Origin of the sequence: Azospirillum brasilense, from assembly GCF_008365405.1 — a bacterium.
GTDB lineage: Bacteria > Pseudomonadota > Alphaproteobacteria > Azospirillales > Azospirillaceae > Azospirillum > Azospirillum brasilense_D.
In genome coordinates this window covers 61,837-87,227 of sequence record NZ_QOKV01000024.1, presented here as the reverse complement: position 1 = coordinate 87,227, position 25,391 = coordinate 61,837, and the positions used below count along the sequence as shown (strand labels likewise).

Below are 25,391 nucleotides of genomic sequence, written 5' to 3'. Positions count from 1 at the left end.
AACTCGGCCGTGAAACGCCTCAGCGCCGATGGTACTGCGTCTTAAGACGTGGGAGAGTAGGTCGCCGCCAGGTCACCACGGCACACGCCACGCCATCCAAGGACGTGGACGCAGCAGGTTTCACACACACTTGACAATCGGCTTCATGAGCGGCAAGGCCGGCGCTTTCCTCTGTGGGAAGCGCCGGCTTTTCGTTGTGCTTGAGGTGTCGCTGCGGGCCCCCTCCCTAACCTTTCCCTGCCGCAGGCGGGGGAGGGGACCAAGAGCAAGAGGTTGATCGCCGGCCTTTCGCCCTGCGCCTCAGCCGTAGAGGTCGTTTCGCATCGCATGGTCGTAGTGCGCATCGATGGCCTCCGCAGCGGAGGCGTCCTGCTTGGTCATGGCGGCGAGCACTTGGCCGGGCGTCGGAAGCACGCCGCGGCCGATCCGCGATTCCGGAGCCCACAGCTTGGCCCGGTTCACCGCCTTGCCGCAGTGGAACAGCACCTCGTTCACGCTCACGACGATGGCCGTCTTGGGAATCTTCGTCCCCTCGGCGAGACTGGCGCAGAGATCCGCGTCGTCCGAGACGCGGCCGCATCCATTGATCCGCATGAAAACGTCCAGGCCGGGGAACAGGAAGAGCATTCCCAAGCGGTTGTCCTCCAGCAGGTTGCGCATGGACTCGATCCGGTTGTTGCCCGGCCAGTCGGCGAAAGCGATGGTCTTGGCATCGAGCGCCTTGACGAAGCCCGGCGGGCCGCCGCGCGGCGAGGCGTCCAGACCCGCAGCGCGACCGGTTGCGAGGCAGAAGAAGGTGGCCTTGGCGAGGTAATCGGCGTGGAACGCGATCAACTCCGTCATGACCGCCTTCTGGACATGCTCCATCGGCGGGTCGTAAAGCCGGTCGAGGTCGGGCGTGGGGGAAGGGGGATTCTGCGGGGGCATGGCTTTCTCCTGTCGTGGGCAGTCTAGCGGGCAATCGAAGGCGGCGCTAAGCTATGGCGGCCATTCGATAGCGGGTTGACGCCATGTCCGAGGAGCGGTTCGCCTTCGCCGCGCGTGATGAGCGCGACCCGATCATCATCGCCATATACGAGACGCAGGCCGAGCATCGCGAGTTGGGAACGCACAGCCACCCGCGCGGCCAGCTCTCCGGTCTGCGCCGCGGCCTGCTCACCATCGGCACGGAGACGGACACCTGGGTGGTTCCCGCCGAGCATGCGGTCTGGCTTCCGCCCCACCAGCCGCACCATGGCTACACCCACGGGGCTGTCGAGGCGTGGAGCTGCTACATCGCGGAGACCGCCTGCGCGACGCTGCCGGACCGGCCCTGCATCATCAAGGTGTCCGGCCTGTTGCGCGAGGCGGTGATCCGCGCCTCCGGATGGCAGGGGTGGGAGATGGACGAGGCGCAATGGCGCCTTGCCATGGTTCTTCTCGACGAACTCAGGGCCTCGCCCATCGACCCCTTCACCCTGCCCATGCCGCGCGATCCGCGCCTTCTCCGGATCGCGCGGGCCTTGCTCGACGATCCCGGGGATCGGCGCGGCATGGACGCCTGGGCCTCCTGGGCGGGCGTGTCCGAGCGGACGCTGAGCCGCCGTTTCGTGGCGGAGACCGGTTACAGCTACACCACATGGCGGCAGCGGGCACGCCTGATGCGCGCGCTGGAGATGCTGGCCGAGGGCGCGCCGGTGACGACCGTGGCCATCGACCTCGGCTACGACAGCGTCAGCGCCTTCATCGCCGTGTTCAAGCGGACGCTCGGCGTGACGCCATCGGCCTATTTCGGCTGAGCGGGATGGAGCGGATCGGCCCTGAACGAGGCCCGAAACGACGAGGGGCCGCTTGATGAACAAGCGGCCCCCGTAGACACTGTCGTGCCCCGAAACTGGAGCGGGCGAAGGGATTCGAACCCTCGACCCCAACCTTGGCAAGGTTGTGCTCTACCCCTGAGCTACGCCCGCAATGTGGCGCGAGTGACGGGACTTGAACCCGCGGCCTCCGGCGTGACAGGCCGGCGCTCTAACCAACTGAGCTACACCCGCAATATGGCTCCGGATGCTGGACTCGAACCAGCGACACGCGGATTAACAGTCCGCTGCTCTACCGACTGAGCTAATCCGGAACGGAGGCCGGCTTATACGGGTCCCAGCGGCGCAGCGCAAGCAGGAACTTCACCGGAGGGTGAACTTTTTTCGCTGCCACCCTCCGGCGGTCCGATCAGGCGACCCCGAGCAGGCTCTGCACCGCCCGGACGATGCTGTCCTCGGAGAAGGGCTTCTGGACGACGGACAACTGGCCCGGCTCCTCCTTGGGCAGGTTGTCGCTGTAGCCGGTCGTCACCAGGATGGGCAACTCGGGACGCTGCTCCTGCATGCGGGCGATCAGGCTGGTGCCGTCGAAATGCGGCATGCGCAAATCGGTGATCAGGATGTCGGCGGGATCGTTCTGGTCGATCTTGAAGGCATCGAACCCGTTGCGCCCGATGGTCACGCGGAAGCCGCGCTCCTCCAGGGTTTCGGCAATGGTGACCGCGACGACCGGGTCGTCTTCGGCGACGATCACATGGAAGGTCTGGGGGAAGGTCTGGGACATGACGGGCGGGCCTCTTGTCTGCACGGTCCCGAATCCTGTAGCCCATCGGGCGGCGGCGGACCAATGCGCAATAGGTCATAAACCGCCGTCTCCGCCATACCGCGCCCGGCCATGCTATCGCCCGTTCAGCGCCAGCCGATCAGCGGATGATCCGCAAATTGCTGAGCTGGCCGGCGATGGTGCGGAACACCGTCTGCAGGTCCGCCGGCGTCGGGCTGTCGAAATAGTGGTTCGGGCCGGGCGAGGCGCAGCTTTGGTAAAGCGTGCGGGTGGCGCTGCTGGCGCTGTCGCCGACGGTGATGGTGAACAGGGTGATCCCCGCCGCCTTCATGTTGCTGCACAGCGTCAGCATGCGGTTGTCGATCGCCGTCGTCACTTGGTTGGTGTTGGTGGTGCCCAGCAGCCCGTCGCTGAGGCGCTGGTAGCTGGTGTAGTCGCCCTGCGGCTTGTACTTGTACCACTCGTTGTTGCCGTCGGTCAGCAGGACGACCGCCTTGGACATGTCGGGCGTTCCGTAATCGAGCGGCAGCGTGTTCGGCGTCGTGCCGCCCCACAGGCCGCGCCATTTCGGCGACAGGGTGAACCATCCCGCCTGAAGCCCCTGGTTCGCCATGGTGCCGCCGCGGTTCACCGGCTTCAGCCCGGCGATCTTGGACAGCAGGGCCGAGCGGTCGTTGGTCAGCGGCATGACCGGCGGCGGGCAGCCGAGGTTCGGCCCGGCCATGTCGTTGGTCTGGCGGTAGGTGCCGTCGTCGGTGATGTTCGTGGGGGTCCAGGGGTTGTCGTTGTTGTTCCCATTGTACTGGTTGTTCGGGTACCAGAAGGGCTTGAAGGGCGCGGAGGCCGGCGGAGTGTCGGTCTGGTCCTGCGGCTGGGTGCGGGCGAGAACGCAGCCGCGCCAGCCCTGGGATGCCCATTTGGTGGCGTCGTAGCTGCCCGCTGCCAGCCAGCTTGTGCGCGTCTTGCCGATGTTGACCTCCGCCGCGTAGGGAGCGATGGAGACCCACAGGTTCTTCGGCGGCGTGCTGCCCGGCCCGAACAGGATGTTGACGAGGTCGGTGGCGGCGCTGCGCAGCTCCCCGATGCGGTTGTTGGTCGCCATCGACCCGGTGACGTCAAGCACCAGCGCCAATTCCAACCCGGCGTTGGCGCGCTGCACCTGGTTGGTGACGGAGATGGTCAGCTGGTCGACGCGCAGGACGCGCAGGAAAGTCGTCGGCAGCGTGGCGGTGACCGATACGCCGACGCGCTGGTTCGTCTGGTCCAGGGTCACCGCCGGGGTGCCGATGGCCGCCCCCAGGAAGCCCGACGGCAGGTTGGCCGCGACGAACATGGCGATGTCCCGCTGCGCCTCCGCAGAGGAGTTGAGCATCTTGCCGGCGGCCAGCGCCCCGGCATCGATGGCGGTCTGAAGCCGCGACTGCACCAGGAAGGCCCGCCCGTAATCCACCGCCAGCCCGACCATGCCCAGCAGCGGCACCGCGGCGGCGGCGAACATCAATGCGGTGGCGCCCCGCCGGTCTCGCCGCACCGCGTCCAAGGAGGTGAGCAAGCGGCCCGCAGAGTTGAGCACTGTCCTCATGGCCCGGTCTCTAGCGTGGTGAGCGTGCCGAGCCGGGGCTGGTAGACGGCGCTGGCGTAGAGCGTCGTGGAGGTCCCGGCGTCGCCGAGCCATGGTCCGCTCAGCAGATAGGGAGTGAAGCGGTAGAACAGCTCGGTGAAGATGGCGTTGTCGCCGGGCTGCTGGGTGAAGCCGGGCGGCAGCGTGGCGACCCCGCCCGCAGCGCCGAGGTGGCTGGCGGCGGAGCCGGTGCCGGCCCGTTGCTGCCACATCACCCGCGATCCCTGGCCCATGTTGGCGACCGAGCTGACGATGACCTGCCCGCCGGCCATCAGGTCCAGAGGTTGGGCGACCTCCGTCGCGGCGAGGAACAGCACGCCGACCTCGTTTCCCTTCACCACCGTCATGCCGGCGCGCAGCTTGTCGAACTGGGTGGCGATGTCGCTGACGTTGGCGGCGGTGCGGTTCAGCGTCAGGGTGATGCTGACGTAGCGGACGACGTCCACCGTGGCGGTGACCAGCAGCAGAAGGACGGGCGCCAGCAGCGCCATCTCCAGCGCCGCGATGCCGCACCGGTCGCGCAACGGATTTCGGTGGAATGGACGATGCTCCGTCATGCCGGTCACTCCCCCACCATGAAGGGTTCGTTGCGCACGGCCAGCCGGGCCTCGTGGACCAGCTCCGCCCGGCCCAGCACGGTGGCGCCGAGCCCGGTCAGCACCGGCTGTGTGTAGCGCAGCGCGTAAACGACGACCTGCCCGCTGCCGCCCAGCGCCGCCCCGGTCTGCTTCACGTCCCAGTTGGTGGAGCCGCAATTCAGGTCGGTCAGCGAGGTGGAGGGCGGAACCCCGCCGTTGACCTGCCCCAGCGTGGTGAAGGAGGCGTAGCTGTGGCTGCGCACCGACAGGCGGCTCTGGTCGAGCACCCGGGAGGTCAGCCGGCGCACCGTGTCGCAGACCTGGGCGCGACGGTCGGTGAAGCCGTTCGCCAACTCCCCGGTGAAGCCGCTGCGGGCGGCGGCGCGGGCGGCGTGATTCAGCAGACCGTCCACGGTCAGCGAGTAGGACACCTCGGCCAGCGCGATCATGCCCGCGATCAGCGCCGGAGAGACGATCGCCAGCTCCAGCGTGGTCAGGCCCCGGCGGTCACGCAGGGCACGGAGGAAAAGGCTGCGGTTGCGGCTAAGCATGACCGCCTCACGGCTTGAGGGCGACGAACTGGCGCGCCGTCTCGTAGAAGGCCAGATTCGAGCGTACGTTGGCGTCGTCGAGGTCGAGCCGGGCCACGCGGGCCGCCGCCTCCCGATCGCCCTTCAGCCCATAGGCCAGCGCGAGGTTCTGACGCACGCGGGGAGAGTCCACGCCGCCCTGGACCAGCCCCTCCAGGATCGCCACGCCCTCCGCGCTGCCGTTCAGCGCCAGCGACAGGCCAAGGTTGGCCATGGCCGTCACGTTGTTCGGCTCGGTCTTCAGGACGTGGCGGTATTCGGTCTGGGCCTCCGCGTGCCGCCCGGCGAGGTCGAGGGCGACGCCGCGGTTCAGGCGGGCGCGCAGGTCGTCGTCGTTGCGGCGCAGCAGGGCGTCGAAGCGGTTCAGCGCGTCGGCGGGGCGGTTGGCGCGGACCAGCGCGCGGCCCAGCGCCGTCTGCACCTCCACATTGTCGGGAACGGCGGCGGCGGCCTTCTGAAGCTCGACCACCGCGTCGGCGGCGGACCCGCTCTCCGACAACGTCTCGCCGAGCCCGAGCAGGGCGCCGACATGGCCCGGCGCCTGATCCAGCACCGCCCGGTAGAAGCGCACCGCGGAGCCGGCGTTGCCCGCCTCCTGCGCGGCGCGGGCGAGGCGGAGCTGCACGCGCGCCTTGTCGTCCAGCGTGGCGTTGGCCGTCGGGCCGGTCTTCGACCCCACCGGTCCGCCGCCCGGGGCGCTGGCGCAGGCACTGACCGACAGCAGAAGGAGGGCGGCCGCGGCGATGCGGCCCAGACCGGAGAGGCGCTTCTTCGTCCACGATCCCCTCTCCCGCCCCGGGAGAGGGTGGCGCCACAGGCGCCGGGTGAGGGTCGTGCGAGGATCAACGAACCCATCCTCGGTGGTACCCTCACCCTTCCCGCGCGCCGCGCGGGCCCCTTCCCTCTCCCGGGACGGGAGAGGGGATGTCGCATGCGATGACGCTGGAATGGCGATCATGGCTGACCTCCCTTGGTCTGGCTGTGGGGCGGGTTCGAATGGGTTTGGCTGGAATGGGTTTGCTGGCTGGTGCCGGCGTTGTCGAAGCTGCGCGAAACGTCGAGCATGGCGGGGCCGCCGACGACGATGAAGACGCAGGGCAGGATGAAGACCACCATGGGCAGGGTCAGCAGCACCGGCAGGCGGGCCGCCTTCTCCTCGAACCGGGCGAGGCGCTGGGCGCGCATCTCCCCGGCCAGGACGCGCAGCGCCTGGGCCAGCGGCGTGCCGTAGCGCATGGCCTGGATCAGCGTCGTCGCCATGCCGCGCACACCCTCCATGTCCAGCCGGGCGGCCAGATTGTTCAGCGCGCCGCCGCGGTCGGACAGCACGCGCATCTCCGCCGCGGTGGCTGACAGCTCGGCGCTCAGCGCCGGGTAGGCGGTCGCCACCTCGCGGGCCACGCGGTCCACCGCCGCTTCCAGGCCGAGGCCGGCCTCGCCGCAGATCACCAGCAGGTCGAGGGCGTCGGGCAGGCCGTTGCGCACCTCCTCCAGCCGGCGGTCGCGCATCCGGCCCAGCGCCAGGTCGGGCAGCCGCCAGCCGAGCAGGGCGCCGGCCACCACCTGCGCCGCCGCACCCGGCGCGCCGATCAGCGAGGGCAGCAGGTCGCCCGCCGCCGCCGGGACCAGCGCCATCCCGGCGCCGATGCACAGCAGCTTGATGCCGAGCAGGGAATAAAGGTGGCTGGGCTGGTTGTAGCCGGCGGCGATCAGGCTCTTGCGCATCCGCTCCCGGTCGGCGGACCCGACCAACGGCGTGCGGGCCAGCCAAGCGCCGACCCGGCTCAGCAGGCTGCGGCGCTCCGCCTCCGGGGCGGCGGACGGCGCGGTTCCGGCGCGCAGACGCTCCAGCCGGGCCAGCAGCCGCTCGCGCAGCACGCAGGAGCGCAGCCCGGCCACTCCGGTCAGGATCATCAGCACGCCGAAGCCGAGCAGGACCGGCTGCGGGATCAGGCCGCCCATCACGCCGCCGCTCATGACAGGGTCCTCCGGATGAGGAGCTGCATGGACCCGACGCCGACCAGCAGCAGCCCGCCGGCCACCGCCAGCATCGTCTGGCCGCTCGGCTCGTCGATCAGCCGCATCGCGTAGTCGGGGTTCAGCATCGCCATGCCGCCGCCGGCCAGGAAGGGCAGGGCGGCCAGCACGGCGGCGGAGCTGCGCGCCTCCGACGTCAGGGCGCGGGTGCGCATCTGCACGCGGCGGCGCTGGCGGATCATGTCGGCCAGATTCTCCAACGGCTCCGTCAGGTTGCCGCCGGTTTCCCGCTGCAAAAGCAGGGTGACGACGAAGAAGCGGAACTCCGGCAGGCGGACGTTGGCGGCGGCGCGGGCCAGCACGGTCTCCAGGTCGATGCCCATGGCCGTCTCGTCGACGATGCGGCGGAACAGCGGGGCGATCGGCTCGGACAGCTCGGTCCCGACCATGCGCAGGCTTTCCGAGACCGGGATGCCGGCGCGGGTGGCGCGGACGACGAGGCTGATCGCGTCGGGAAGCTGGTTCATCAGCGCCTCCAGCGTCTTGCGGCGGCTGGCGGCGAAGACGAGGCGCGGGGTGACCAGCAGGGCCACGGTGGCAGCGGTCGTGGCGCCGGCGTCGCCCATCACCGGGCCGCCCAGCCACCAGCACAGCCCGGCGGCGATCACGGCGGCGAGCAGCGCCCGCCACAGCCGGACGCCCGGCGGCAGATAGACGGTCTGGCGCCGCGCGTAGAAGCGCGACATGCGCCGCTTCACCCGGTCGGCAAAGGTCAGGGACCTGGCGCCGGTGATGTCGGGGCTGCCGTCCTCCACCACCGTCCGGGCCTCCGCCGACAGGGCGGCCAGCCGGCGGCGCAGCGCCTTGTGGCGGCGCAACGCGCGCAGGGTGGACAGGGCGAAGAGCAGCGTCCCGGCGCCGAGGAGCAGGGTGGCGAGCTGAAGGGCCTGGATGCGGTCCATCGCGTGTCCTTCCCCGTTACAGGCCGGCGGTGGCGGCGTTCCAGGCCGCCTCCTGCCCGAAATAGGCCAGCCGCTCGGCGAAGCGCGGGCGCAGGCCGGTGGCGGCGTAGCGCCCCTCCAGGATGCCGTCGCGGTTCTCGCCGCGGAATTCGAAGGTGAAGAGGTCCTGGGTCAGGATCACGTCGCCCTCCATGCCGACCAGCTCGGTGACGTGGGTGATGCGGCGCACGCCGTCGCGCATGCGCTGGACCTGGACGATGACGTTGACCGCCCCGGCGATCTGCTGGCGGATGGCCCGGCTGGGCAGGCTCATCCCGGCCATCAGCACCATGTTCTCGACGCGGCTCAGCGCGTCGCGCGGGTTGTTGGCGTGGATGGTCGACATCGACCCGTCATGGCCGGTGTTCATGGCCTGGAGCATGTCGAAGGCCTCCGCCCCGCGCACCTCGCCGATGATGATGCGGTCGGGCCGCATGCGCAGCGCGTTGCGGACGAGGTCGCGCTGCGTCACCTGCCCCTGGCCCTCCAGGTTGGGAGGGCGCGTCTCCAGCCGCACGACGTGGGGCTGCTGGAGCTGGAGTTCGGCGGCGTCCTCGATGGTGATGACGCGCTCGGTCGCCTCGATGGGGCGGGACATGGCGTTGAGCAGCGTCGTCTTGCCCGAGCCGGTGCCGCCGGAGATGATCACGTTCAGCCGGCAGCGCCCGATGATCTCCAGCGCGCGGGCCATCGGCTCCGACAGGCTGCGGAACTCCACCAGCTCGCGGAAGCCGATGGTGCGGCGGGCGAATTTGCGGATGGAGATGCAGGCGCCGTCGAGCGCCAGCGGCGGCACGATGATGTTGACGCGGCTGCCGTCGGCCAGCCGGGCGTCGACCATGGGGCTGGATTCGTCCACCCGCCGCCCCACCGCCGAGGCGATGCGCTGCGCGATGTTCAGCAGGTGCCCGCCGTCGCGGAAGCGCACCGGCATCTCGACCAACTTGCCGCGCTGCTCCGCGAAGGTGCGGGACGGGCCGTTGACCATGATGTCGGTGATCGCGTCGTCGGCCAGCAGCGGCTCCAGCGGCCCCAGCCCGATCATGTCGTGGACCAGCTCCGTCGCCAGCGTCGCCTGCTCGCGCCCGTTCAGCTGGCTGCGGCTGGTGGTGGCGATGTCGTCGATCAGCCGCTCGACCAGCGGGCGCAGCGTTTCCGCCGGCATGTCGGCGATGGTCGCCGGGTCGATGCGGGCCAGCACCTGGGACCGGATGTCGTTCAGCGAGCGGTTGACCGGGCGCAGCGCGGCCGGCGGCGGCGGTGCGGACGCCGCTGCCGCCGGGGCCGGGGCCGGCGCGGGCTTCGGCTCCTCGGGCGGCGGGCTGGCGACCGCCAGGGAGGGGGGCGCGGCCTTGCGGCCGAAAAGCGTGCTCATCGCCGCACCCAGCGGCGGAACAGGCCGTCCTGGGCGGCGGGCTGCCCGGCGACGTCGGCGCCCAGCCGCTCCATGGCCTCGCGGAAGCGGCGGCAGTGGCGGAAGGCCGGCTCGCCGACGCCTGCGGCGACGGCCAGAGGCACCGGGCGGTAGGGCAGGGCGTGTTCCGGCGGTTCGCCCAGCGTGCGCATCAGGTCCACCGCGGGAAGCTCGCCGGGGGCGCCGCGCCGGTTCAGGACGGTGACGAGCCGCCCGCCGCCGGCCCGCCGCGCGATGGCGGCGCGCAGCCGCACCAGATCGCGCAGCCCCGCGACGCTGGCGTCGCCGACCAGAACGGCGATGGAGGCCGCCTCAAGCGCGGCGCGGGCGGCCCTGCCCTGGGCGCGGCCGGCGTCCACGACGACGTAGTTGTGGCGGGCCTGGAGCCGGTTCAGCACCGACAGGGCGGCGGTCGGCGCGATGTCGATCACGTCCTCCACCGGCTCCTCCGCCGCCAGGACGGACAGGCGGTCGGAGGCGGCGACCATGGCGCGCTCCATGAACACGTCGTCAACCCGGTCGGGCGCCTCGACCGCCTCGCGCAGCGCCGGCTCGGGCCGCAGGTTGAGGGCCAGCGCCACCGTGCCGTTCTGCAGGTCGAGGTCGACCAGCGCCGTGCGCCCGCGCGCCCCGTCGGCCAGCCAGCAGCCCAGATGCACCGCCACCGTGGTCGTGCCCACGCCGCCGCGCGCGCCGACCACCGCCACCAGCTTGCCCAGCCGGCCCGCCGCCTCGTCCGCCGCGGCGCCGGCGCCGGCGGCGCGCAGCGCGCCCTCCAGCAGGTCGCGGGACAGCGGCTTGAACAGGTAGTCGCTGACCCCGATCCGCCGCAGGTCGCGGTAGAGGCCGATGTCGTTGCTGTCGCCGACCGCGATGACCCGCACCGACGGGTCGCAGACCCCGGCCAGCGCCTCCATGGCGGCCAGCGGCTCGGCGACGCCGGACAGATCGACGAGCAGCAGGTCGGGCGAGCGCTGGCGTGCCAGGTCGCGGGCGGCGCTGCGGATGTCGCCGGTCCGCACCTCGCAGGGCAGCAGGGACGGTGCGGTGCGGGTCAGCAGGGCGGCGCTGGCCGCGTCGGCGACGTAGGCGAGCAGGCGGGGACCGGTGCCGCGGGCGGCGTCGGCCGGCGACGGCGCGTCGCCGAGAAGGGTGGCGAGCAGACTCATTGGTCCTCCTGGCTTCCGTTCAGGGCGGGGGCCAGCAGGAAGGCGCTGGTGCTGTTCCCCTTCACGAAGGGCTTCACCTTGTCGGCGCGGTAGCGCTGGACGGCGCCGGACATGCGCTGGCCGTCGGCGGGCACGGTCTCGCGGCCCTGCACGAGGTCGCGCGGATCGGCCAGCATCAAAGCGAGGTTGCGCTGGTTGCTGCAGCCCAGAGCCTCGGTCGGGCTGTTCTGGTACCAGCCGTTGTAGATGTCGCTCCACGCCCCGCAGTCCGGGGCCAGCGCGACATAGGTGGTCACCTGGAGCGCCGGGGCGCCGGTCTGGTCGGGGGCGAAGGTGACGTTCTCCGGCGGCACCCCGGCCCCGCCCAGCAGGGAGGCGACGGCGGCCCGCGCCGGGGCGGCCAGCAGCAGGCCGGTGACCGTCACGTGGGGGGTGGTGTCGCGGCCGAGCCCGGCCACCGTGCGGACCACGCGGGCGCGCTCCTCCGCCGCGATGGCGCCGCTGCGCGGGTCGATGGCGAAGGGGACGGTGTTGCCGATGGCCCTCACGGCGGGTACTTGGGCGGTGGGCATCGGCGGGGGCGTCTGCGGCACGGCGCAGCCGCCCAGCAGACCCGTGAGGAGTGGCAGAAGCAGCATCGGCGTTCGCATGGCTCTGGGCATGGCGCTGTGCTCCGCGAAAGGGGTCATTGGAGGGTGAAGCCGGCGTCGCCGTGCAGGCGGGTGGCGCCAGGGCCGATGGCGATAGGGGCGGCGGGAGTGGAGGCGGCGCTGCCCGTGGGGGGCTGGAGGCTCTGGGCGCGGTTCAGGAAGATGCGTTCCACGTCGGTCGCCGCGACGAAGCCGTCGGTCGGGGCGGACAGGGCGTTGGCGGCGGACACCGGGCGGACGAGATAGGGGGTCACGACGATGACCAGCTCCGTCTCGTTGCGGCGGAACTTGCTGGAGTGGAACAGCGCACCCAGCACCGGCACGTCGCCCAGCCCCGGCACGGCGTCCAGCGTCGCCGAGGTGTTGTTCTGGAGCAGGCCGGCGATGGCGAAGCTCTGCCCGCTGGCCAGCTCGATGGTCGTCTCGGCGCGGCGCACCGACAGGCCGGGGATGCGGATGGAGTCGACCACGACGGCGCCGTTGTTGGTCAGTTCGCTGACCTCCGGGCGCACGCGCATGCTGATCTGGCCGCCGCCCAGAACGGTGGGAGTGAAGTCCAGGCTGACGCCGTACTTCTTGAACTGGATGGTGGTGGTGCGGTCGTACTGGGCGACCGGGATGGGGAACTCGCCGCCGGCCAGGAAGCTGGCGGTCTCGCCGGACAGGGCGGTCAGGTTCGGCTCGGCCAGCACGGTGATCAGCCCGTCCTCGGCCAGCGCGTCCACCACCGTGTTGATGTCCACCCGGCCGTTGCTGGAGCGGTAGCTGCCGCCGATGGAGTTGGTGGGGGGAATGGCGCGGATCAGATTGCCGGCGGCGTCCAGGATGGGGCGCCCGGTGGCGATCCCGAAGGCGAAGGAGCCGATGTTGAACATGCTCTCGAAATTGACGCCCAGCTCCTTGGTCACTTGGCGCGACACCTCGGCCACACGGACGCGCAAGTTCACTTGGGCGGGGGAGGCGACGGTCAGGCGGTTGGTGACGGTCTGCCCCTGCCCGACGTAGCGTTCGGCCAGTTCGACCATCTGCCGCGCCGTGGCGGGGGAGGAGACGGTGCCGGTCAGCGTGATGCCGTTGCCGGTGCTCTGCACGTCGATGGCGGCGTTGGGCACCTGGGCGACCAGCTTCGACCGCAGGTCGCCGATGGGCATGGTGACGACGACGCTGAAGGAGGCGAGCGGCTTGTTGTCCGCCGACAGGGCGTAGACGCTGGCCCGCCCCGGCGTCTTGGCAACGATGAAGAAGGCCTGCGGGCCGGAGGCCTGCACGTCGGCGATCTCCGGGGCGGAGGTGAAGACGCTGGCCGCCGGGGCTGGCAGGTTGACCGGCTGTCCGCCGCCGACCTCCAGCGTGATCTCGCGGGGGCGCTGCTGCAACTGGGATTGCTGCGCCTGGGCGGGCGATGCGGCCAGCGTCGCGAACAGTCCGGCCAGGAGGGCCGCCCCCATGAAGGCTGCGGCCCGGCCCATGGTGGTTGTGGTGGTCATCGTCATGAGTTCGTCCCCCCTGGGTCGGCGCGCCGGTTCAGCGTTCGAGTGTTTCCGTCTTGGATCCGCGGATGATGAGCAGCGCCGGGCGGCGGGCGGGCGCCTCCGCGCTGTGGGCCGCGGGAAGCTGGCGCAGGGCGGGCGACACGTCCTCGGCCCAGGTCGGGGCGGAGGCGGGTTCCGTTTCCCCGGCGGCGAGAACGTTTTCGTCGGCGAGCAGGCTGCGCAGCGCCAGCGAGAGCTTGCCCATGGTGGCGGCGACGGTGACCGTCTCGCTCTGGCGGGCGGTGACCTCCAGCGTCACGGTGCGGGGGATGCGCCCGTCCGGCCCGCTCTTCGCCATGCCGGCCTCGCCGAGCTGCTGGTCGATGGCGATGACGCGCAGGTTCTGGAGCACGGTTTCGCCGACCGCCCGGCTGCGCAGGTCGCGCCCCGCGTGGGATTCGAAATTCTGGGTCAGGATCAGATCCACGCGGTCGCCGGGCCAGATCAGCCCGCCGGTCGCGCTGACTGCGTCCACCGCCACCGAGACGGCGCGGCTGCCCGGCGACAGAACGGCGGCGAGGAAGCCGCGCTCCCCCGGCGCCACGATGTGGCCGGCCATGATCGGCTCGCCCGACGCGAAGGACCGGCGGGTGACGGCGCCGCTGTAGGCGCTTTCCGCCACGCGGCCCCGCACCATGTAGCCGTCGCCGAGGCGACCCGGCGGCCAGGGCTCCCAGCGCAGATCCTCGGCGCGCAGAAGCATGCCGGTGGAGATCGGGCGGGCGGCGACCAGCACGGAGTCCATGGGCGCCTGGGGTGCCGGGACCGCGACGGCGGCGGTCGGGGCCGGCAGCATCGAGAAGGACACGTAGCCCACCAGCGACAGCCCGACGAGCAGCAGGGACAGGAAAAGCACTCTCAGAACCATGCCGCTCCTCCGGTGGGGTTGGAGAGGGTGAGCAGCCCGCCGGCGGCCAGGGCGACGCCGTAGGGCACGGAATGGCGGGTAGCGATGCGGTGAGCTTCTGCAGCCAGGATTCGGACCGGCGCGGAGCGTCCGCCGAAGCGGCGCAGCAGCCGGCGCGCCGGCTGCGCCTTGCGCAGGGCCAGCCACCCGGCGAGATAGAGAAGGGAGAGCACCCCGCCGGCCAGCGCGGTGGCGGTCGCGAAAGAGGCGGCCCGCTCCACCCCGACCAGCAGCAGGATGGCCGAGGCCAGCTTCACATCCCCGCCGCCCAGCCAGCCCCGCCCGTGCAGGACGCACAGGACGAGGAACAGCGTGGCGGCGGCGGCAAGGCTGACCCAGGGAAAAGGGGCGCCCTGCCACAGCGGAAGCGCGAGGCCGAGAATGGTGAGGAGGATGGACACCGTGTCCGGGATGACGCGGCGGCACAGGTCGTCCGCCGCCGCCCAGCCCAGCGCAAGCCCCGCCATGGGCAGTGCCAGGGAGAGGGGATCGAAGAGCGCGATCGTATCCATGGCGGGGCTTTGCGTGGGAGGGGGTTTGCGGCGCTTACTGCGGAATGGCCGTCGGGGTGTTCGTGACCGTGGTGCCGATGCCGGTGAACAGGGTGCTGACGTTGGTGCCGAAGGTGCGGGCGCCGCCGATGATGACGAGTGCGACGAGCGCCGCCGCCAGACCGTATTCGAGGGCCGTGATGCCCTTGCGGTCCTTGGTCGCGGCCTGGACCGGGGAAATGATGGCGCGGATGTTGGCGGACAGGGTCATTGATGGTCTCCGTTGATAATTGTGATACGAAGGGTTTTCGCTTCGGCGCAGTGAAGCGGAGAGGATTGATTACTGATTTTTAGGGAATGCACGGCGTCTGTGATTTGAAGGATGTCGAAGCTCGGTATTTTAATAAACCTATCGATAGGGGTAGTCCGGCGGGCCGAGGCCGTTGTCCCTGCAGTCCGCAGCACAACTTTCCGCGCCGTTTTCAGGCAAAGCGCGGGTGACGCCATGTGCGGAAGAGTCGCGCCAAAGAAACGGGAAGGAGAGCGCCGTGCGGGGGCGTGGATAACGAACGGATTGCTTTGAAAGAAAATGATTAGAATTTAAAGTGATTATCGGACTATGCCGGGATTGTGCCGGCGCCGGGGTTACCGCTCCCTTCGCGGCGCGCGGAGCATTTGGAATCCCGACGGTGGTGCCGCCTCACACCGGAATGGCGGCAAGCCCACCGGTTGGCGAAGCAGAGTCGGTAGCCGGGTCGGGGTACCCTTTTCCGTCATGTCGAAGCGCCCGGACCGGATCGTCCATCCGGGAACGGGGCCGGACGAATGGGGCGAGGGGTTAATCCCGCCGGTCCTACGACCAGTGGCAATAGGTCGCACGTTCGTGATAATGAGAATAACTATCATCCAGGCCGAAGGGCATGGATACTGACCGGCAGGCCCCGCCATGGATTGCCGCCGCGGGCCACCGCCGTCAAGGAGCGAGAGTCAGGATGTCATTGTTCGGCAAGTATGTCGCGCCGGCCGCGGCGCTGCCTTCCCTGTTGATCGCTGGCCTGTTGATCGCCAGTGGCTCCGGCTTGGCCGCCGATCCGGCAGAGATCCAGAAGGCGGAGATGCAGAAGGCCAAGGCCGAGCTGGGCAAGGCGCTGTTCTTCGACAACAACTTGTCCTCCACCCGCAGCCAGTCCTGCGCGACCTGCCACAACCCGGAATTCGGCTTCGCCGACCCGCGGGGTGCTGCGTCGCTGGGGGCCGACGGCAAGTCGCTGGGCGACCGCAACGCGCCGACCGCCGCCTACGCCCATCTCGCCCCGCGCTTCGGCTTCAAGGCCAGCGGGGTTCCCTTCGGCGGGCAGTTCCACGACGGCCGGGCGGCCACCCTCCAGGAGCAGGCCGGCGGGCCGCCGCTGAACCCCGCAGAGATGGCCATGGCCTCCAAGGCGGAGGTGCAGGGGCGGTTGAAGGAGAACGCCGACTACGCGCGGAGCTTCGTCGCCCTCTATGGCGCGGGGGTGCTGGACGACGCCGACCGCGCCTACGACGCGATGACCGACAGCATCGCCGCCTTCGAGACGACCGACGTCTTCTCGCCCTTCGATTCCAAGTACGACCGTTATCTGCGCGGCGAGTACAAGATGACCGGCGAGGAGGAGCTGGGGATGACCCTGTTCTTCTCGCAGCAGTTCACCAACTGCAACGTCTGCCACAAGCTGAACGCCATGCCGGCGGCGACGAACGAGGTCTTCACCAACTACGAGTACCACAACATCGGCGTTCCGGTGAACGCGGAGCTGCGGGCGGCCAATGGGGTGGTGGCGACTCACATCGACCGCGGGCTGGCCGAGAATCCGGCGCTGAAGGGCCAGAAGGCGCATGAGGGGAAATTCAAGACGCCGACCCTGCGCAACGTCGCGGTGACCGGCCCCTACATGCACAACGGCGTCTTCAAGGACCTGGAGACCGTTGTCCGCTTCTACAACAAGTACAACAGCACCAAGCCGGCGGACCAGATCAACCCGGAGACCGGCAAGCCCTGGGGCAATCCGGAAATCGCCGCCACCGTCTCCATCAAGGAGCTGGAGGAGGGCCCGGCGCTCGACGACCGCCGAATCAAGGCGCTGGTCGCCTTCATGAAGACGCTGACCGACGCCCGTTACGAACCGCTTCTGAAGTGAGCGCGGGCGGGCGGGGCCGCCATCATGGCCCCGCTGTCCGCCGCAAAATCGGCAAAGCGCGCCTCGCATCGCGATTGCATCTTGACAATGAGAGTGATTAGCGGCGCATGTTGAGAATGCTTCGCACTTTCATGGCTCTGACGCCACCGATCACCGACGCTTGAGGAGACCTTCATGTTCAAGCACGCCTCCGGCTTTGCCGCCGCGGCTCTCATCGCGCTGGCGCCGCTCGCCGCCGACGCCCAGTCGTCCAAGCCCGCCTACAAGGACGTGGTGAAGACCTACGCCGACATCGCCCAGGCCAGCTACGAGGACTCCGCCAGCACCGCCAAGGCGCTGAAGAAGGCTGTCGATGCGCTGGTGGCCAACCCGTCGGACGCGACGCTGGCCGCCGCCCGCACGGCGTGGCTGAACGCCCGCGTCCCCTACATGCAGACCGAGGCCTTCCGCTTCGGCAACCCGATCGTCGACGAGTGGGAGGGCAAGGTCAACGCCTGGCCGCTGGACGAGGGCCTGATCGACTATGTGGACGACGGCTACGCCGGCGGCGACAGCAACCCGTTCGCCAAGGCCAACGTGATCGCCAACCCGAAGATCAAGGCCGGCGACAAGACCATCGACGCCCGCAAGATCACCAAGGAGCTGCTGGCCGACAAACTGCACGAGGCCGGCAAGGTCGAGGCCAACGTGGCGACCGGCTACCATGCCGTCGAGTTCCTGCTGTGGGGCCAGGACCTGAACGGCACGGGTCCGGGGGCCGGCGACCGCAAGGCGACCGACTACGCCAAGGGCAAGGACTGCACCAACGGCAACTGCGACCGCCGCGCCCAGTTCCTGACCGTCGCCACCCAGATGCTGGTCGAGGATCTGGAGGAGATGGCCAAGGCCTGGGGCGCCAAGGGCAAGGCCCGCGCCTCCGTCGCCAAGGCCAAGGAGTCGGAGGGCGTCGCCCGCATCCTGACCGGCCTCGGCAGCCTCAGCTACGGCGAGCTGGCCGGCGAGCGCATGAAGCTCGGCCTCATGCTGCACGATCCCGAGGAGGAGCATGACTGCTTCTCCGACAACACCCACAACTCCCACTATTACGACCAGATCGGCATGGTCAACGTCTACAGCGGCCGCTACACCCGCGTGGACGGCAAGGTCGTGACCGGCCCGTCGCTGTCGCAGTATGTCGCCGCCACCGCGCCGGAGGCCGACGCCAAGGTGAAGGAGGCGATGACCGCCACCACCGCCGCGATGAAGGTCATGAAGGACACCGCCGACCTCGGCAAGATGGCTTATGACCAGATGATCGGCACCGACAACGCCGAAGGCAACGCGATCGTCTCGACCGCGGTGGAGCGTCTGGTCGACCAGAAGAAGGCCCTGGAAGGCGTCGTCGCCGCCCTGGGCGTCTCGGTCGATCTGGCCGGTTCGGACAGCCTCGACAACCCGTCGGCCGTCGGTAAGTAAGCCGTCGTTAAATAAGACGTCGGCAAGCAAGCCGGCGGTCCACGGGTTGCGGCCCTTCCTTCCCGCGTGGGGCGGCGTTGTCCGCTCCCCACCGACCGCCCGCGCGGGGGAGGGGCCGCAGCCCTGTCTTTTCGTCTTCATAAGATGGGGCACTCCGCCCGACCGATGCCCGCCCGACCAATGAAAGCCCGCCTCGCCTTCCTGCTCGCCTTGCTGCCGGCCCTGCCGGCGGTGGCGGGCGACCTCGACGCCCGGATCGGCGAGAAGCTGTTCCGGCGGATGTGGGTCAGCGCCCCGACGGTGACGCACGCCAACGACGGGCTGGGTCCGCTCTACGACGCCCGCTCCTGCGCCGCCTGCCATCCGGCGGCCCGGCAGGGGCGACCGCCCGATCCCGCGGTTCCCGATGACCGCGGCGTCGGCTATGCGCTGAAGCTCAGCGGCGACCCGGTCTACGGGCGGCAGGTCCAGACCAACGCGGTGCTCGGCTTCGCCATCGAGGGCAAGCCCGTCCTGACCTACCGCGAGGAGACGGTGCGCTTCCCCGACGGCGACACGGCGACGCTGCGCCGTCCGCTGGTGACCGTCACCGACCTCAACTACGGGCCGTTGGCCGAGGCAACGGCGATCTCCGCCCGCATCGCCCCGTCCGTGCGCGGCATGGGGCTGCTGGAGCGCATCCCCGAGGCCGACATCCTGGCCGGCGCCGATCCGGAGGACCGCGACGGCGACGGCATCGCCGGACGCCCCAACTGGGTGGCGCCGGAGGGCACGCGGCTGCTTGGCCGCTTCGGCTGGAAGGCCGTCCACCCGACGCTGCACCGCCAGAATTCGGAGGCCTTCAGCCTCGACATCGGCATGTCCACCCCGGCCTATCCCGAGCCCTGGGGCGACTGCACCCCGGCGCAGACCGAATGCCGGAACGCCCCGCACGGCAATTCCCCGCAGTATGAGGGGCTGGAGATCCCCTCCACGGTGATCGGGCTGATCGACGGCTATCTGCGCACCCTGCCGCCCGACGGCGGGCTGGAGGCGCCGCGCGACACGGCGGGAAGCGCGCTGTTCGCCGCCGCCGGCTGCGCCTCCTGCCACCGCCCCTCCTTCACCACGGCGGAGGATGCCGCGCATCCCGCGCTGTCCCGCCGGACGATCTTCCCCTACAGCGACCTGCTTCTCCACGACCTGGGCGAGGATCTGGCCGACGGCGTGGCGATGGGCGAGGCGCGGGGCCGCGACTGGCGCACGACGCCGCTGTGGGGGATGAAGCGGTTGGCGGAGTCCGACGGCAAACTGGCCCTGCTCCACGACGGGCGGGCGCGCAGCGTGACCGAGGCCATCCTGTGGCACGGCGGCGAGGCGGACAAGGCGCGCGGCGCCTTCATGGCCCTGCCGCGCGGCGACCGGGAAAAGTTGGTGCGTTTCGTTCTGGGGCTCTAAAGTCCACACGGTTTGAATGGCATAGGTGATGAGAATGCAACGCCGCCGCGTGATCGGCCTGATGTCGGCCGCCGCCCTGTCGATCCTCCTGCCGGGCAAGCTCGCCCTGGCGGCGCGGGAGCCGGCGGGAGACGCCGCCGTGCTGGGCGGTCTGGTCCGAACCCACGCCCTGCCGCGCTTCGACGCTCTGGCCGGTGCCGCCGGCATCTATGCGGAGCGGCTGGCGCAGTTCGCCGCGGCGCCGACCGCGGACGGGCTGGAGAGCTGCCGCGCCGCCCACCGCGCCGTCTACGACGCTTGGGCCGGCGTCCAGCATCTGCGCGCCGGGCCGCTGTCGATGGAGCTGCGCGCCGACCGCATCGCCTTTTGGCCGGAGCGGGCCGGGGTGGTGCAGCGCCAGATCCTCGCCATGCTGAAGAACCGCGACCCCAAGCTGCTGGAGCCGGGCGGGCTGGCCCGTCAGAGCGCCGCGGTGCAGGGGCTGACCGCGCTGGAGCGGCTGCTGTTCGACGAGGGCGTCACCGCCGCGTCGTTCCAGGGCGACGAGGCCGGGCGCTTCCGCGGCGCGCTGGCCGCCGCGGTGGCGCAGAACGTCCTTGCCATCACCCGCGAGGTTCGCGACGGCTGGAAGGCGCTGGAGGCGCCGCTGACCGCCGGGGAGCAGACCGCGCTCGGTCCCGACGCGGGGTCGGCGGTCAACACCCTCTTCACCGGGTCGCTCACCGCCCTGCAGGTGGTCGCCGACCAGAAGCTGCTGGCGCCGCTCGGCCCCAACGCCGGGGAGGCCAAGCCGGCGGTGGCCGAGGCGCTGCGCAGCGGCCAGTCGGCCCGCAACGTCCGCATCAACCTGGAGGCCCTGCGCGCCCTGATGCTGGGCGAGGGCGGCGGTCCCGGCCTGACGGCGTTGCTGCCCGCCGGCGACCCCGGCGCCCAGGCCCGCCGCGCGCTGGAGGACGGCTTCACCGCCGCGGTCCGCGCCGCCGAGGCGATCCCCGCGCCAATCAACGTCGCCGTCGCCGATCCGGCCAAGCGCAAGAGCGTGGAGGCCACCCTGCAACGGGCCAAGGACCTGCGCAACCTGCTGACCGGCACCGTCGCGCCGCTGCTGGACATCAGCATCGGCTTCAACGAACTGGATGGAGACTGAGCGATGGATGCGACCCGCCGGGGCACTCTGCTCCTGATCGGAGGCAGCCTGCTCGGCGCCCTTCTGGGGCCGGCGCGGGCGGAGACCGCCGGGGGCACGCTGTTCCTCAACGCCTACGCCACCGCGGCGGCTTCGCCGGACTATGGCGTGGCGGCGCTGGACGGGGCGGGCGGCGTGCGCTTCACCAGCCCGACGCCGGGCCGCGCCCACGGCATCGTCGTCCACCCGACGCGGGCCGAGGCAGTCGCCTTCGCCCGCCGTCCGGGGCGCTGGTTCATGCCGCTCTCTCTGGCTGATGGGCGTCCGGGGCCGGTGATCCGCGCGCCGGACGACCGCCGCTTCACCGGCCACGGCGCCTTCTCCACCGACGGGCGGCTGCTCTACGTGGCGGAGGACGACGTGCCGCGCGAGACCGGGTCGATCGGCGTCTATGACGCGATGGACGGCTACCGCCGCGTCGGCGCGATGCCGACCCACGGGCTGGGGCCGCACGAACTTCTGATGATCGCGGACGGCACGGTCCTGGCGGTCGGCAACGGCGGCGTCATCACCCACCCGGACACCGGCCGGGCCAAGCTGAACCTGGACGAGATGGATTCCTCGATCACCTATGTCGAGGTGGCGAGCGGAAAGCTGCTCGATCAGGTCCGCCTGCCGGAGGAGCACGCCAACCTCGGCATCCGCCACATCGCCGCCCTGGCCGACGGCGGAATCGCCTTCGGCGCGCAGGACGAGCGGCCGGTCGGCATGCTCCAGCCGCTGACCGGCACGCACCGTCCGGGCGGCGGCGCGGTGCGCCTGTTCGAGACGCCGGACGACGAGTTGTCCCGGTTCGAGGGCTACATCGGCAGCGTCGCGGCCGACAGGGGCAAGGTCGCGGCCAGCTCGCCCAAGGGCGGCATCATCGGGCTGTGGGACGACGCCACCGGCGCTTGGCTGGGGTCGGCGGCGCTGCCCGACGGCTGCGGCATCGCCCCGGACGGCGATGGTTTCCTGGCGAGCAGCGGGCTGGGCAATCTCCGGACGGTCGGCGCGGCGCCGGACCTGCCGGGCGACGGCCTGCGGCTGGCCGACTTCCGTTGGGACAATCATATGACGCGCATCGCCACCTGACGCGCGTCGCCGTATGACGCGCCGTTCGTAAGGCCCCCTATGAAAAAGCGCCGGGCGGCGGCCTGCACGGTGGCCCGCCGCCCGCGGTGCTGGTAGGCTTGGGAACACTGCCGCCAAGACACTGCCGCCGGACGCCATGATCGTTGATGAATATCTGGGGTTTCGCGCCGGAGACGAGGTTCTCGACCTTGCGGAGCTGACCGCCGGAACCGCGCGCATCAAGGAACTTCACCTCGTGCCCAGCGACTGGGCGAACGGGCCGACCGTCATCGCCGTGATGGTCAACGGCGCTGAGCGTTACGTCATCCAACTCAAGAAGGTGCACGCCCACGGCGCGGAAGAGCCGGAGGTGCGGGGGCGCCGCGTGGTCCCCCTGCGCCGCAGCCCGCATTGATCCTTTCCCCCGGTCCGGAGGCTCCCATCGTGATGCGTGACTTCTGCCGGCCCGGGCGGTCGGCGCTGGTGGCGACGGAGGCCGCGGTGGCCACCTCGCACCCGCTGGCGAGCGCGGCCGCCCTGGAAATCCTGGCGGCGGGCGGCAACGCCGTGGACGCGGCCATCGCCGCCGTCGCGGTGCAATGTGTGGTCGAGCCGCACATGACCGGCATCGGCGGCGATGGATTTGCCCTTTACGCCCCGGCGAACGGGCCGGTGGTCGCCCTGAACGGCAGCGGGCGCGCTCCCGCCGCCGCGAGCGTGGAGCGTCTGGCCGGGCTGGGCGTCACCGGAGAGATTCCGCGCCATGGCGGCCACGCGGTCACCGTGCCGGGCGCCGTCGCCGCCTGGACGCGGCTGCACGCCGACCACGGGCGGCTGCCGCTCGACCGGGTCTTCCTGCGCGCCATCCGCTATGCCGAGGAGGGCTACGGCGTCTCCCCGCGGGTGGCCCAGGACTGGGCGGCGGCGGTCCCCCTGCTGGCGGCGGACGAGGGCTGCCGCGCCATTTTCCTGCCCGGCGGCCGCGCCCCGCGCGCCGGGGAACGCCACGCCCAGCCCTTGCTCGGCCAGCGGCTGCGCGACATCGCAATGCACGGGGCGGCCGCCTTCTACACGGGGGCGACGGCGGAGTCGCTGGTCGGCTTCCTGCGCGCCCGCGGCGGGCTGCACACGCTGGACGACTTCGCGGCGGCGCAGGACGGGGCGGAGTATGTGACGCCCATCGCCACCGACTACCGCGGCTATGAGATTCTCGAGTGCCCGCCGAACGGCCAGGGCCTCGCCGCGCTGATGATCCTGAACGCGCTGGGCGGCTTCGACCTGTCGCCGTCGGTCGGCGACGCGGACCGCCACCATCTACAGGCCGAGGCGACCAAGCTCGCCTACCACCACCGCGACATCCTGGTGGGGGAGGGCGGTCCGGAGGCCGCTGCGGCGCTGCTCTCGGCGGAGGCGACGGCGGCGCTGCGCCGCCGCATCGACCCGGCGCGCGCCCAGCCCCCCGCCCTGTGGACCGAGACGGAGCACAAGGACACGGTCTGCCTCAGCGTGGTCGACCGCGACGGCAACGCCATCTCCTTCATCAACTCGATCTTCCACAGCTTCGGCAGCGTTCAGCTCGACCCGGCGACCGGCGTCCTCCTGCACAGCCGCGGCACCTCCTTCCGCCTGACCGAGGGGCACCCCAACGCCCTGGCGCCGCGCCGCCGCCCGCTGCACACCATCATCCCCGGGCTGATCCGCAAGGACGGGCGCGCGGTCTGCCCCTTCGGCGTGATGGGCGGCCATTACCAGGCGGCGGGGCACGGCGCCTTTGTGTCGGCGGTGCTCGACCGCGGGCTGGACGTCCAGACCGCCATCGACGAGCCGCGCAGCTTCGCCTTCAACGGCGTTCTGGAGATCGAGCCCACCGTGGCGGAGGACACCGCGGCGGAGCTGGCGCGCCGCGGCCACGCGGTGGTCCGCCGGGACGAGCCGATGGGCGGCGGTCAGGCGATCTGGATCGACCACGCGGCCGGCCTGCTGATCGCCGGCTCGGACCACCGCAAGGACGGCTGCGCCCTGGGATTTTGATGGTGGCCTCTGGGGAGGGGCAGTTGCGCCGCCTCCCCCTGTGTCAGGCGCCCACCACCGGTTCCACCGCCGCGGCGATGGACAGCAGGCGGCGGTCGGCTCCCGCCGCGCCGACCAGCATCAGGCCGCTGGGCAGGTCGCCGGCGCGCTGCATCGGCAGGCTGATGGCGCAGCGGTCCAGGAAATTGAACAGCGCGCAGTTGCGCAGCAGCAGCAGGTTCAGCCGGGCGAACTCCGCGTCCTCGGCGAAGGCGTCGATGCGCGGCGCCAGCAGCGGCACGGTGGGCATCAGCAGCGCGTCGTAGTCCGCCGTTGTCCGGTCGGTGCGGGCGATCAGGTCGGCGCGGCGCTGCGTGACCTCGATGTAATCGGCGGCGCTCATGGTCCGGCCGCGCTCGATGCGGACGCGGACGCGCGGGTCGTAAAGGTCGCCCTTCTCCGCCATCAACGCGCGGTGCCAGTGGGCCGCCTCCGCCGCGGGCAGGCCGCCCTTGGCGTTGGCCGGGCCGATCTCCGCCAGCTCCGCCATAGGAATGTCGACGATGCGCGCCCCGGCCTCGGACAGGCGGCGGCAGGCGGCGTCGAAGGCGGCGGCCACCGCGTCCTCCATCCCGTCGAGGACCACCGTCTGCGGCACGGCGAAGCGCAGCCCGGCCAGCCCGACCGGCGGCGGCACCCACTCCGCCTCACCGGCCAGGACGGCGTCGGCGATGGCGCAGCATTCCACCGTCCGGGCGAGCGGCCCGATGGAATCGAGCGACCAGGACAGCGGCAGGGCGCCGCGCAGCGACACCCGGCGCTGCGTCGGTTTGAAGCCGACGATGCCGCAGAGCGCCGCCGGGATGCGGACCGACCCGCCGGTGTCGGTGCCGAGCGCCAGCGGGACATGGCCCGCCGCCACCGACACCCCGGCGCCCGACGAGGAGCCGCCGGGGATGCGCGCGGGATCGGCGGGGTTGCCGGGGGTGCCGTAATGCGGGTTGATGCCGACGCCGGAAAAGGCGAACTCCGTCATGTTGGTCCGCCCCACCACCACCGCCCCGGCGGTGCGCAGGCGGGCCACCGCGTCGGCGTCGCGGGTGGCGGGGGCGGCGCCCTCCAGCGCCCGCGACCCGGCCCGCGTGATGTGCCCGGCCTCGTCGAACAGGTCCTTGACCGAGACCGGCAGGCCGGCCAGCGGGGAGGGGTGCTGCCCGGCCCGGCGCAGCAGGTCCTGGGCGTCCGCCGCCGCGCGGGCCGGATCGGCGTGCAGGGCGGTGTAGGTCTTGCGCGCCTCCTCGCCCCCGGCCGCGATGGCGGCGAGGGCGGCGTCGACGAGCTGGCGGCTGCTGGTGGCGCCGTCGTCGAGCTGACGGGACAAGGTGGCGATGGTGGGCGTCGTCATGGCGGGAATCGACCGGGTTTGAAGGAGGGGAGGGGCGTCATACGGCCGGCGCATGAAGAGTTCCATGATCGGCCGGCCGTATGACCCTTTCGCACATGGCTGCGCCATGTGCTGCCGGGTTTGAACCGAAGGCGTTTGATGGAGGCCATCAAACGCCT

At 71.1% G+C, this 25,391-nt stretch carries 24 protein-coding genes, 3 tRNA genes and 1 rRNA gene; 9 read left to right on the top strand and 19 right to left on the bottom strand.

All coding sequences use genetic code 11. The annotated features are described in order from the left end of the window. Window positions 1-73: ribosomal RNA gene (gene rrf / locus DS837_RS33360) — 5S ribosomal RNA — on the top strand; the annotation flags it as partial. 227 nt (window positions 74-300) lie between these two features. On the opposite strand, the gene DS837_RS26830 is transcribed toward rrf, so the two are convergent. Further along, on the bottom strand, window positions 301-927 hold the full coding sequence (locus tag DS837_RS26830) for an MSMEG_1061 family FMN-dependent PPOX-type flavoprotein (protein ID WP_149167523.1): 627 nt from the start codon (window positions 925-927) through the stop codon (window positions 301-303). 83 nt (window positions 928-1,010) lie between these two features. Between DS837_RS26830 and DS837_RS26825 the strand changes: the two genes are divergently transcribed. After that, the gene (locus DS837_RS26825) at window positions 1,011-1,778 is read left to right on the top strand and encodes an AraC family transcriptional regulator (protein ID WP_149167522.1); all 768 of its coding nucleotides are present in this window, start codon (window positions 1,011-1,013) and stop codon (window positions 1,776-1,778) included. Window positions 1,779-1,874: 96 nt separating this feature from the next. Here DS837_RS26825 and DS837_RS26820 read toward each other — a convergent pair. The 17 genes from DS837_RS26820 to DS837_RS26740 form a co-directional block, all read right to left on the bottom strand. Next, window positions 1,875-1,949: transfer RNA gene (locus DS837_RS26820), tRNA-Gly, on the bottom strand. A gap of 4 nt (window positions 1,950-1,953) precedes the next feature. Continuing rightward, window positions 1,954-2,030 (bottom strand) — tRNA-Asp (locus DS837_RS26815). 4 nt (window positions 2,031-2,034) lie between these two features. Beyond that, a tRNA-Asn gene (locus DS837_RS26810) sits at window positions 2,035-2,110 on the bottom strand. A gap of 95 nt (window positions 2,111-2,205) precedes the next feature. Continuing rightward, the gene (locus DS837_RS26805; RefSeq protein WP_035682866.1) at window positions 2,206-2,580 is read right to left on the bottom strand and encodes a response regulator; all 375 of its coding nucleotides are present in this window, start codon (window positions 2,578-2,580) and stop codon (window positions 2,206-2,208) included. A gap of 139 nt (window positions 2,581-2,719) precedes the next feature. Further along, entirely contained in the window at window positions 2,720-4,162 is a 1,443-nt protein-coding gene (locus DS837_RS26800; protein ID WP_149167521.1) for a TadE/TadG family type IV pilus assembly protein, read from the bottom strand. Continuing rightward, window positions 4,159-4,758 carry a TadE/TadG family type IV pilus assembly protein gene (locus DS837_RS26795; protein WP_149167520.1) on the bottom strand — a complete coding sequence of 200 codons (600 nt, stop codon included), beginning with the start codon at window positions 4,756-4,758 and terminating at the stop codon, window positions 4,159-4,161. Before DS837_RS26795 ends, DS837_RS26800 begins: the two co-directional genes overlap by 4 nt. A 5-nt stretch (window positions 4,759-4,763) precedes the next feature. Continuing rightward, window positions 4,764-5,330 carry a TadE/TadG family type IV pilus assembly protein gene (locus tag DS837_RS26790; RefSeq protein ID WP_149167519.1) on the bottom strand — a complete coding sequence of 189 codons (567 nt, stop codon included), beginning with the start codon at window positions 5,328-5,330 and terminating at the stop codon, window positions 4,764-4,766. Between the two features lie 7 nt (window positions 5,331-5,337). Then, window positions 5,338-6,048 carry a tetratricopeptide repeat protein gene (locus tag DS837_RS26785; RefSeq protein ID WP_247890148.1) on the bottom strand — a complete coding sequence of 237 codons (711 nt, stop codon included), beginning with the start codon at window positions 6,046-6,048 and terminating at the stop codon, window positions 5,338-5,340. 275 nt (window positions 6,049-6,323) lie between these two features. Further along, window positions 6,324-7,346 (bottom strand): type II secretion system F family protein, encoded by a 1,023-nt coding sequence (locus DS837_RS32440; protein ID WP_211102418.1) that lies wholly within the window; start codon window positions 7,344-7,346, stop codon window positions 6,324-6,326. Next, a complete protein-coding gene (locus tag DS837_RS26775) occupies window positions 7,343-8,308 on the bottom strand; it encodes a type II secretion system F family protein (protein ID WP_149167517.1) in 966 nt (321 codons plus the stop codon). Before DS837_RS26775 ends, DS837_RS32440 begins: the two co-directional genes overlap by 4 nt. A 16-nt stretch (window positions 8,309-8,324) precedes the next feature. After that, a complete protein-coding gene (locus DS837_RS26770) occupies window positions 8,325-9,722 on the bottom strand; it encodes a TadA family conjugal transfer-associated ATPase (protein ID WP_247890147.1) in 1,398 nt (465 codons plus the stop codon). Then, a complete protein-coding gene (locus DS837_RS26765) occupies window positions 9,719-10,930 on the bottom strand; it encodes a CpaE/TadZ family protein (RefSeq protein ID WP_149167516.1) in 1,212 nt (403 codons plus the stop codon). Before DS837_RS26765 ends, DS837_RS26770 begins: the two co-directional genes overlap by 4 nt. Next, window positions 10,927-11,592: a CpaD family pilus assembly lipoprotein gene (locus DS837_RS26760; RefSeq protein ID WP_247890146.1), complete on the bottom strand. Its 666-nt coding sequence runs from the start codon at window positions 11,590-11,592 to the stop codon at window positions 10,927-10,929. Before DS837_RS26760 ends, DS837_RS26765 begins: the two co-directional genes overlap by 4 nt. Before the next feature lie 23 nt (window positions 11,593-11,615). After that, on the bottom strand, window positions 11,616-13,073 hold the full coding sequence (locus DS837_RS26755; protein ID WP_149167514.1) for a type II and III secretion system protein family protein: 1,458 nt from the start codon (window positions 13,071-13,073) through the stop codon (window positions 11,616-11,618). A 31-nt stretch (window positions 13,074-13,104) separates the two neighbouring features. Further along, on the bottom strand, window positions 13,105-13,980 hold the full coding sequence (gene cpaB, locus DS837_RS26750; RefSeq protein WP_247890145.1) for a Flp pilus assembly protein CpaB: 876 nt from the start codon (window positions 13,978-13,980) through the stop codon (window positions 13,105-13,107). Next, window positions 13,971-14,531 (bottom strand): A24 family peptidase, encoded by a 561-nt coding sequence (locus DS837_RS26745; RefSeq protein WP_149167513.1) that lies wholly within the window; start codon window positions 14,529-14,531, stop codon window positions 13,971-13,973. The genes cpaB and DS837_RS26745 overlap by 10 nt, the downstream gene beginning before the upstream one ends. Before the next feature lie 34 nt (window positions 14,532-14,565). Continuing rightward, a complete protein-coding gene (locus DS837_RS26740) occupies window positions 14,566-14,781 on the bottom strand; it encodes a Flp family type IVb pilin (protein WP_149167512.1) in 216 nt (71 codons plus the stop codon). A 721-nt stretch (window positions 14,782-15,502) separates the two neighbouring features. On the opposite strand from DS837_RS26740, the gene DS837_RS26735 reads away from it, so the two are divergent. The 7 genes from DS837_RS26735 to DS837_RS26705 all read left to right on the top strand — a co-directional run bounded on the left by DS837_RS26735 (window position 15,503) and on the right by DS837_RS26705 (window position 23,849). Next, window positions 15,503-16,687: a cytochrome-c peroxidase gene (locus tag DS837_RS26735; RefSeq protein ID WP_149167511.1), complete on the top strand. Its 1,185-nt coding sequence runs from the start codon at window positions 15,503-15,505 to the stop codon at window positions 16,685-16,687. Between the two features lie 174 nt (window positions 16,688-16,861). After that, window positions 16,862-18,142, top strand: a complete 1,281-nt coding sequence (locus DS837_RS26730; protein ID WP_149167510.1) for an imelysin family protein — start codon at window positions 16,862-16,864, stop codon at window positions 18,140-18,142. A gap of 180 nt (window positions 18,143-18,322) precedes the next feature. Continuing rightward, a complete protein-coding gene (locus DS837_RS26725) occupies window positions 18,323-19,579 on the top strand; it encodes a di-heme oxidoreductase family protein (RefSeq protein ID WP_149167509.1) in 1,257 nt (418 codons plus the stop codon). Between the two features lie 34 nt (window positions 19,580-19,613). Next, window positions 19,614-20,726, top strand: a complete 1,113-nt coding sequence (locus tag DS837_RS26720; protein ID WP_247890144.1) for an imelysin family protein — start codon at window positions 19,614-19,616, stop codon at window positions 20,724-20,726. 3 nt (window positions 20,727-20,729) lie between these two features. After that, window positions 20,730-21,839 carry a DUF1513 domain-containing protein gene (locus DS837_RS26715; protein WP_149167508.1) on the top strand — a complete coding sequence of 370 codons (1,110 nt, stop codon included), beginning with the start codon at window positions 20,730-20,732 and terminating at the stop codon, window positions 21,837-21,839. A gap of 136 nt (window positions 21,840-21,975) precedes the next feature. Beyond that, on the top strand, window positions 21,976-22,233 hold the full coding sequence (locus tag DS837_RS26710; protein ID WP_149167507.1) for a hypothetical protein: 258 nt from the start codon (window positions 21,976-21,978) through the stop codon (window positions 22,231-22,233). A 32-nt stretch (window positions 22,234-22,265) separates the two neighbouring features. Then, a complete protein-coding gene (locus DS837_RS26705) occupies window positions 22,266-23,849 on the top strand; it encodes a gamma-glutamyltransferase family protein (protein WP_149167526.1) in 1,584 nt (527 codons plus the stop codon). 43 nt (window positions 23,850-23,892) lie between these two features. Here DS837_RS26705 and DS837_RS26700 read toward each other — a convergent pair whose 3' ends face one another. Further along, window positions 23,893-25,233 carry an amidase gene (locus tag DS837_RS26700; RefSeq protein ID WP_149167506.1) on the bottom strand — a complete coding sequence of 447 codons (1,341 nt, stop codon included), beginning with the start codon at window positions 25,231-25,233 and terminating at the stop codon, window positions 23,893-23,895. Window positions 25,234-25,391 lie beyond the last annotated feature (158 nt).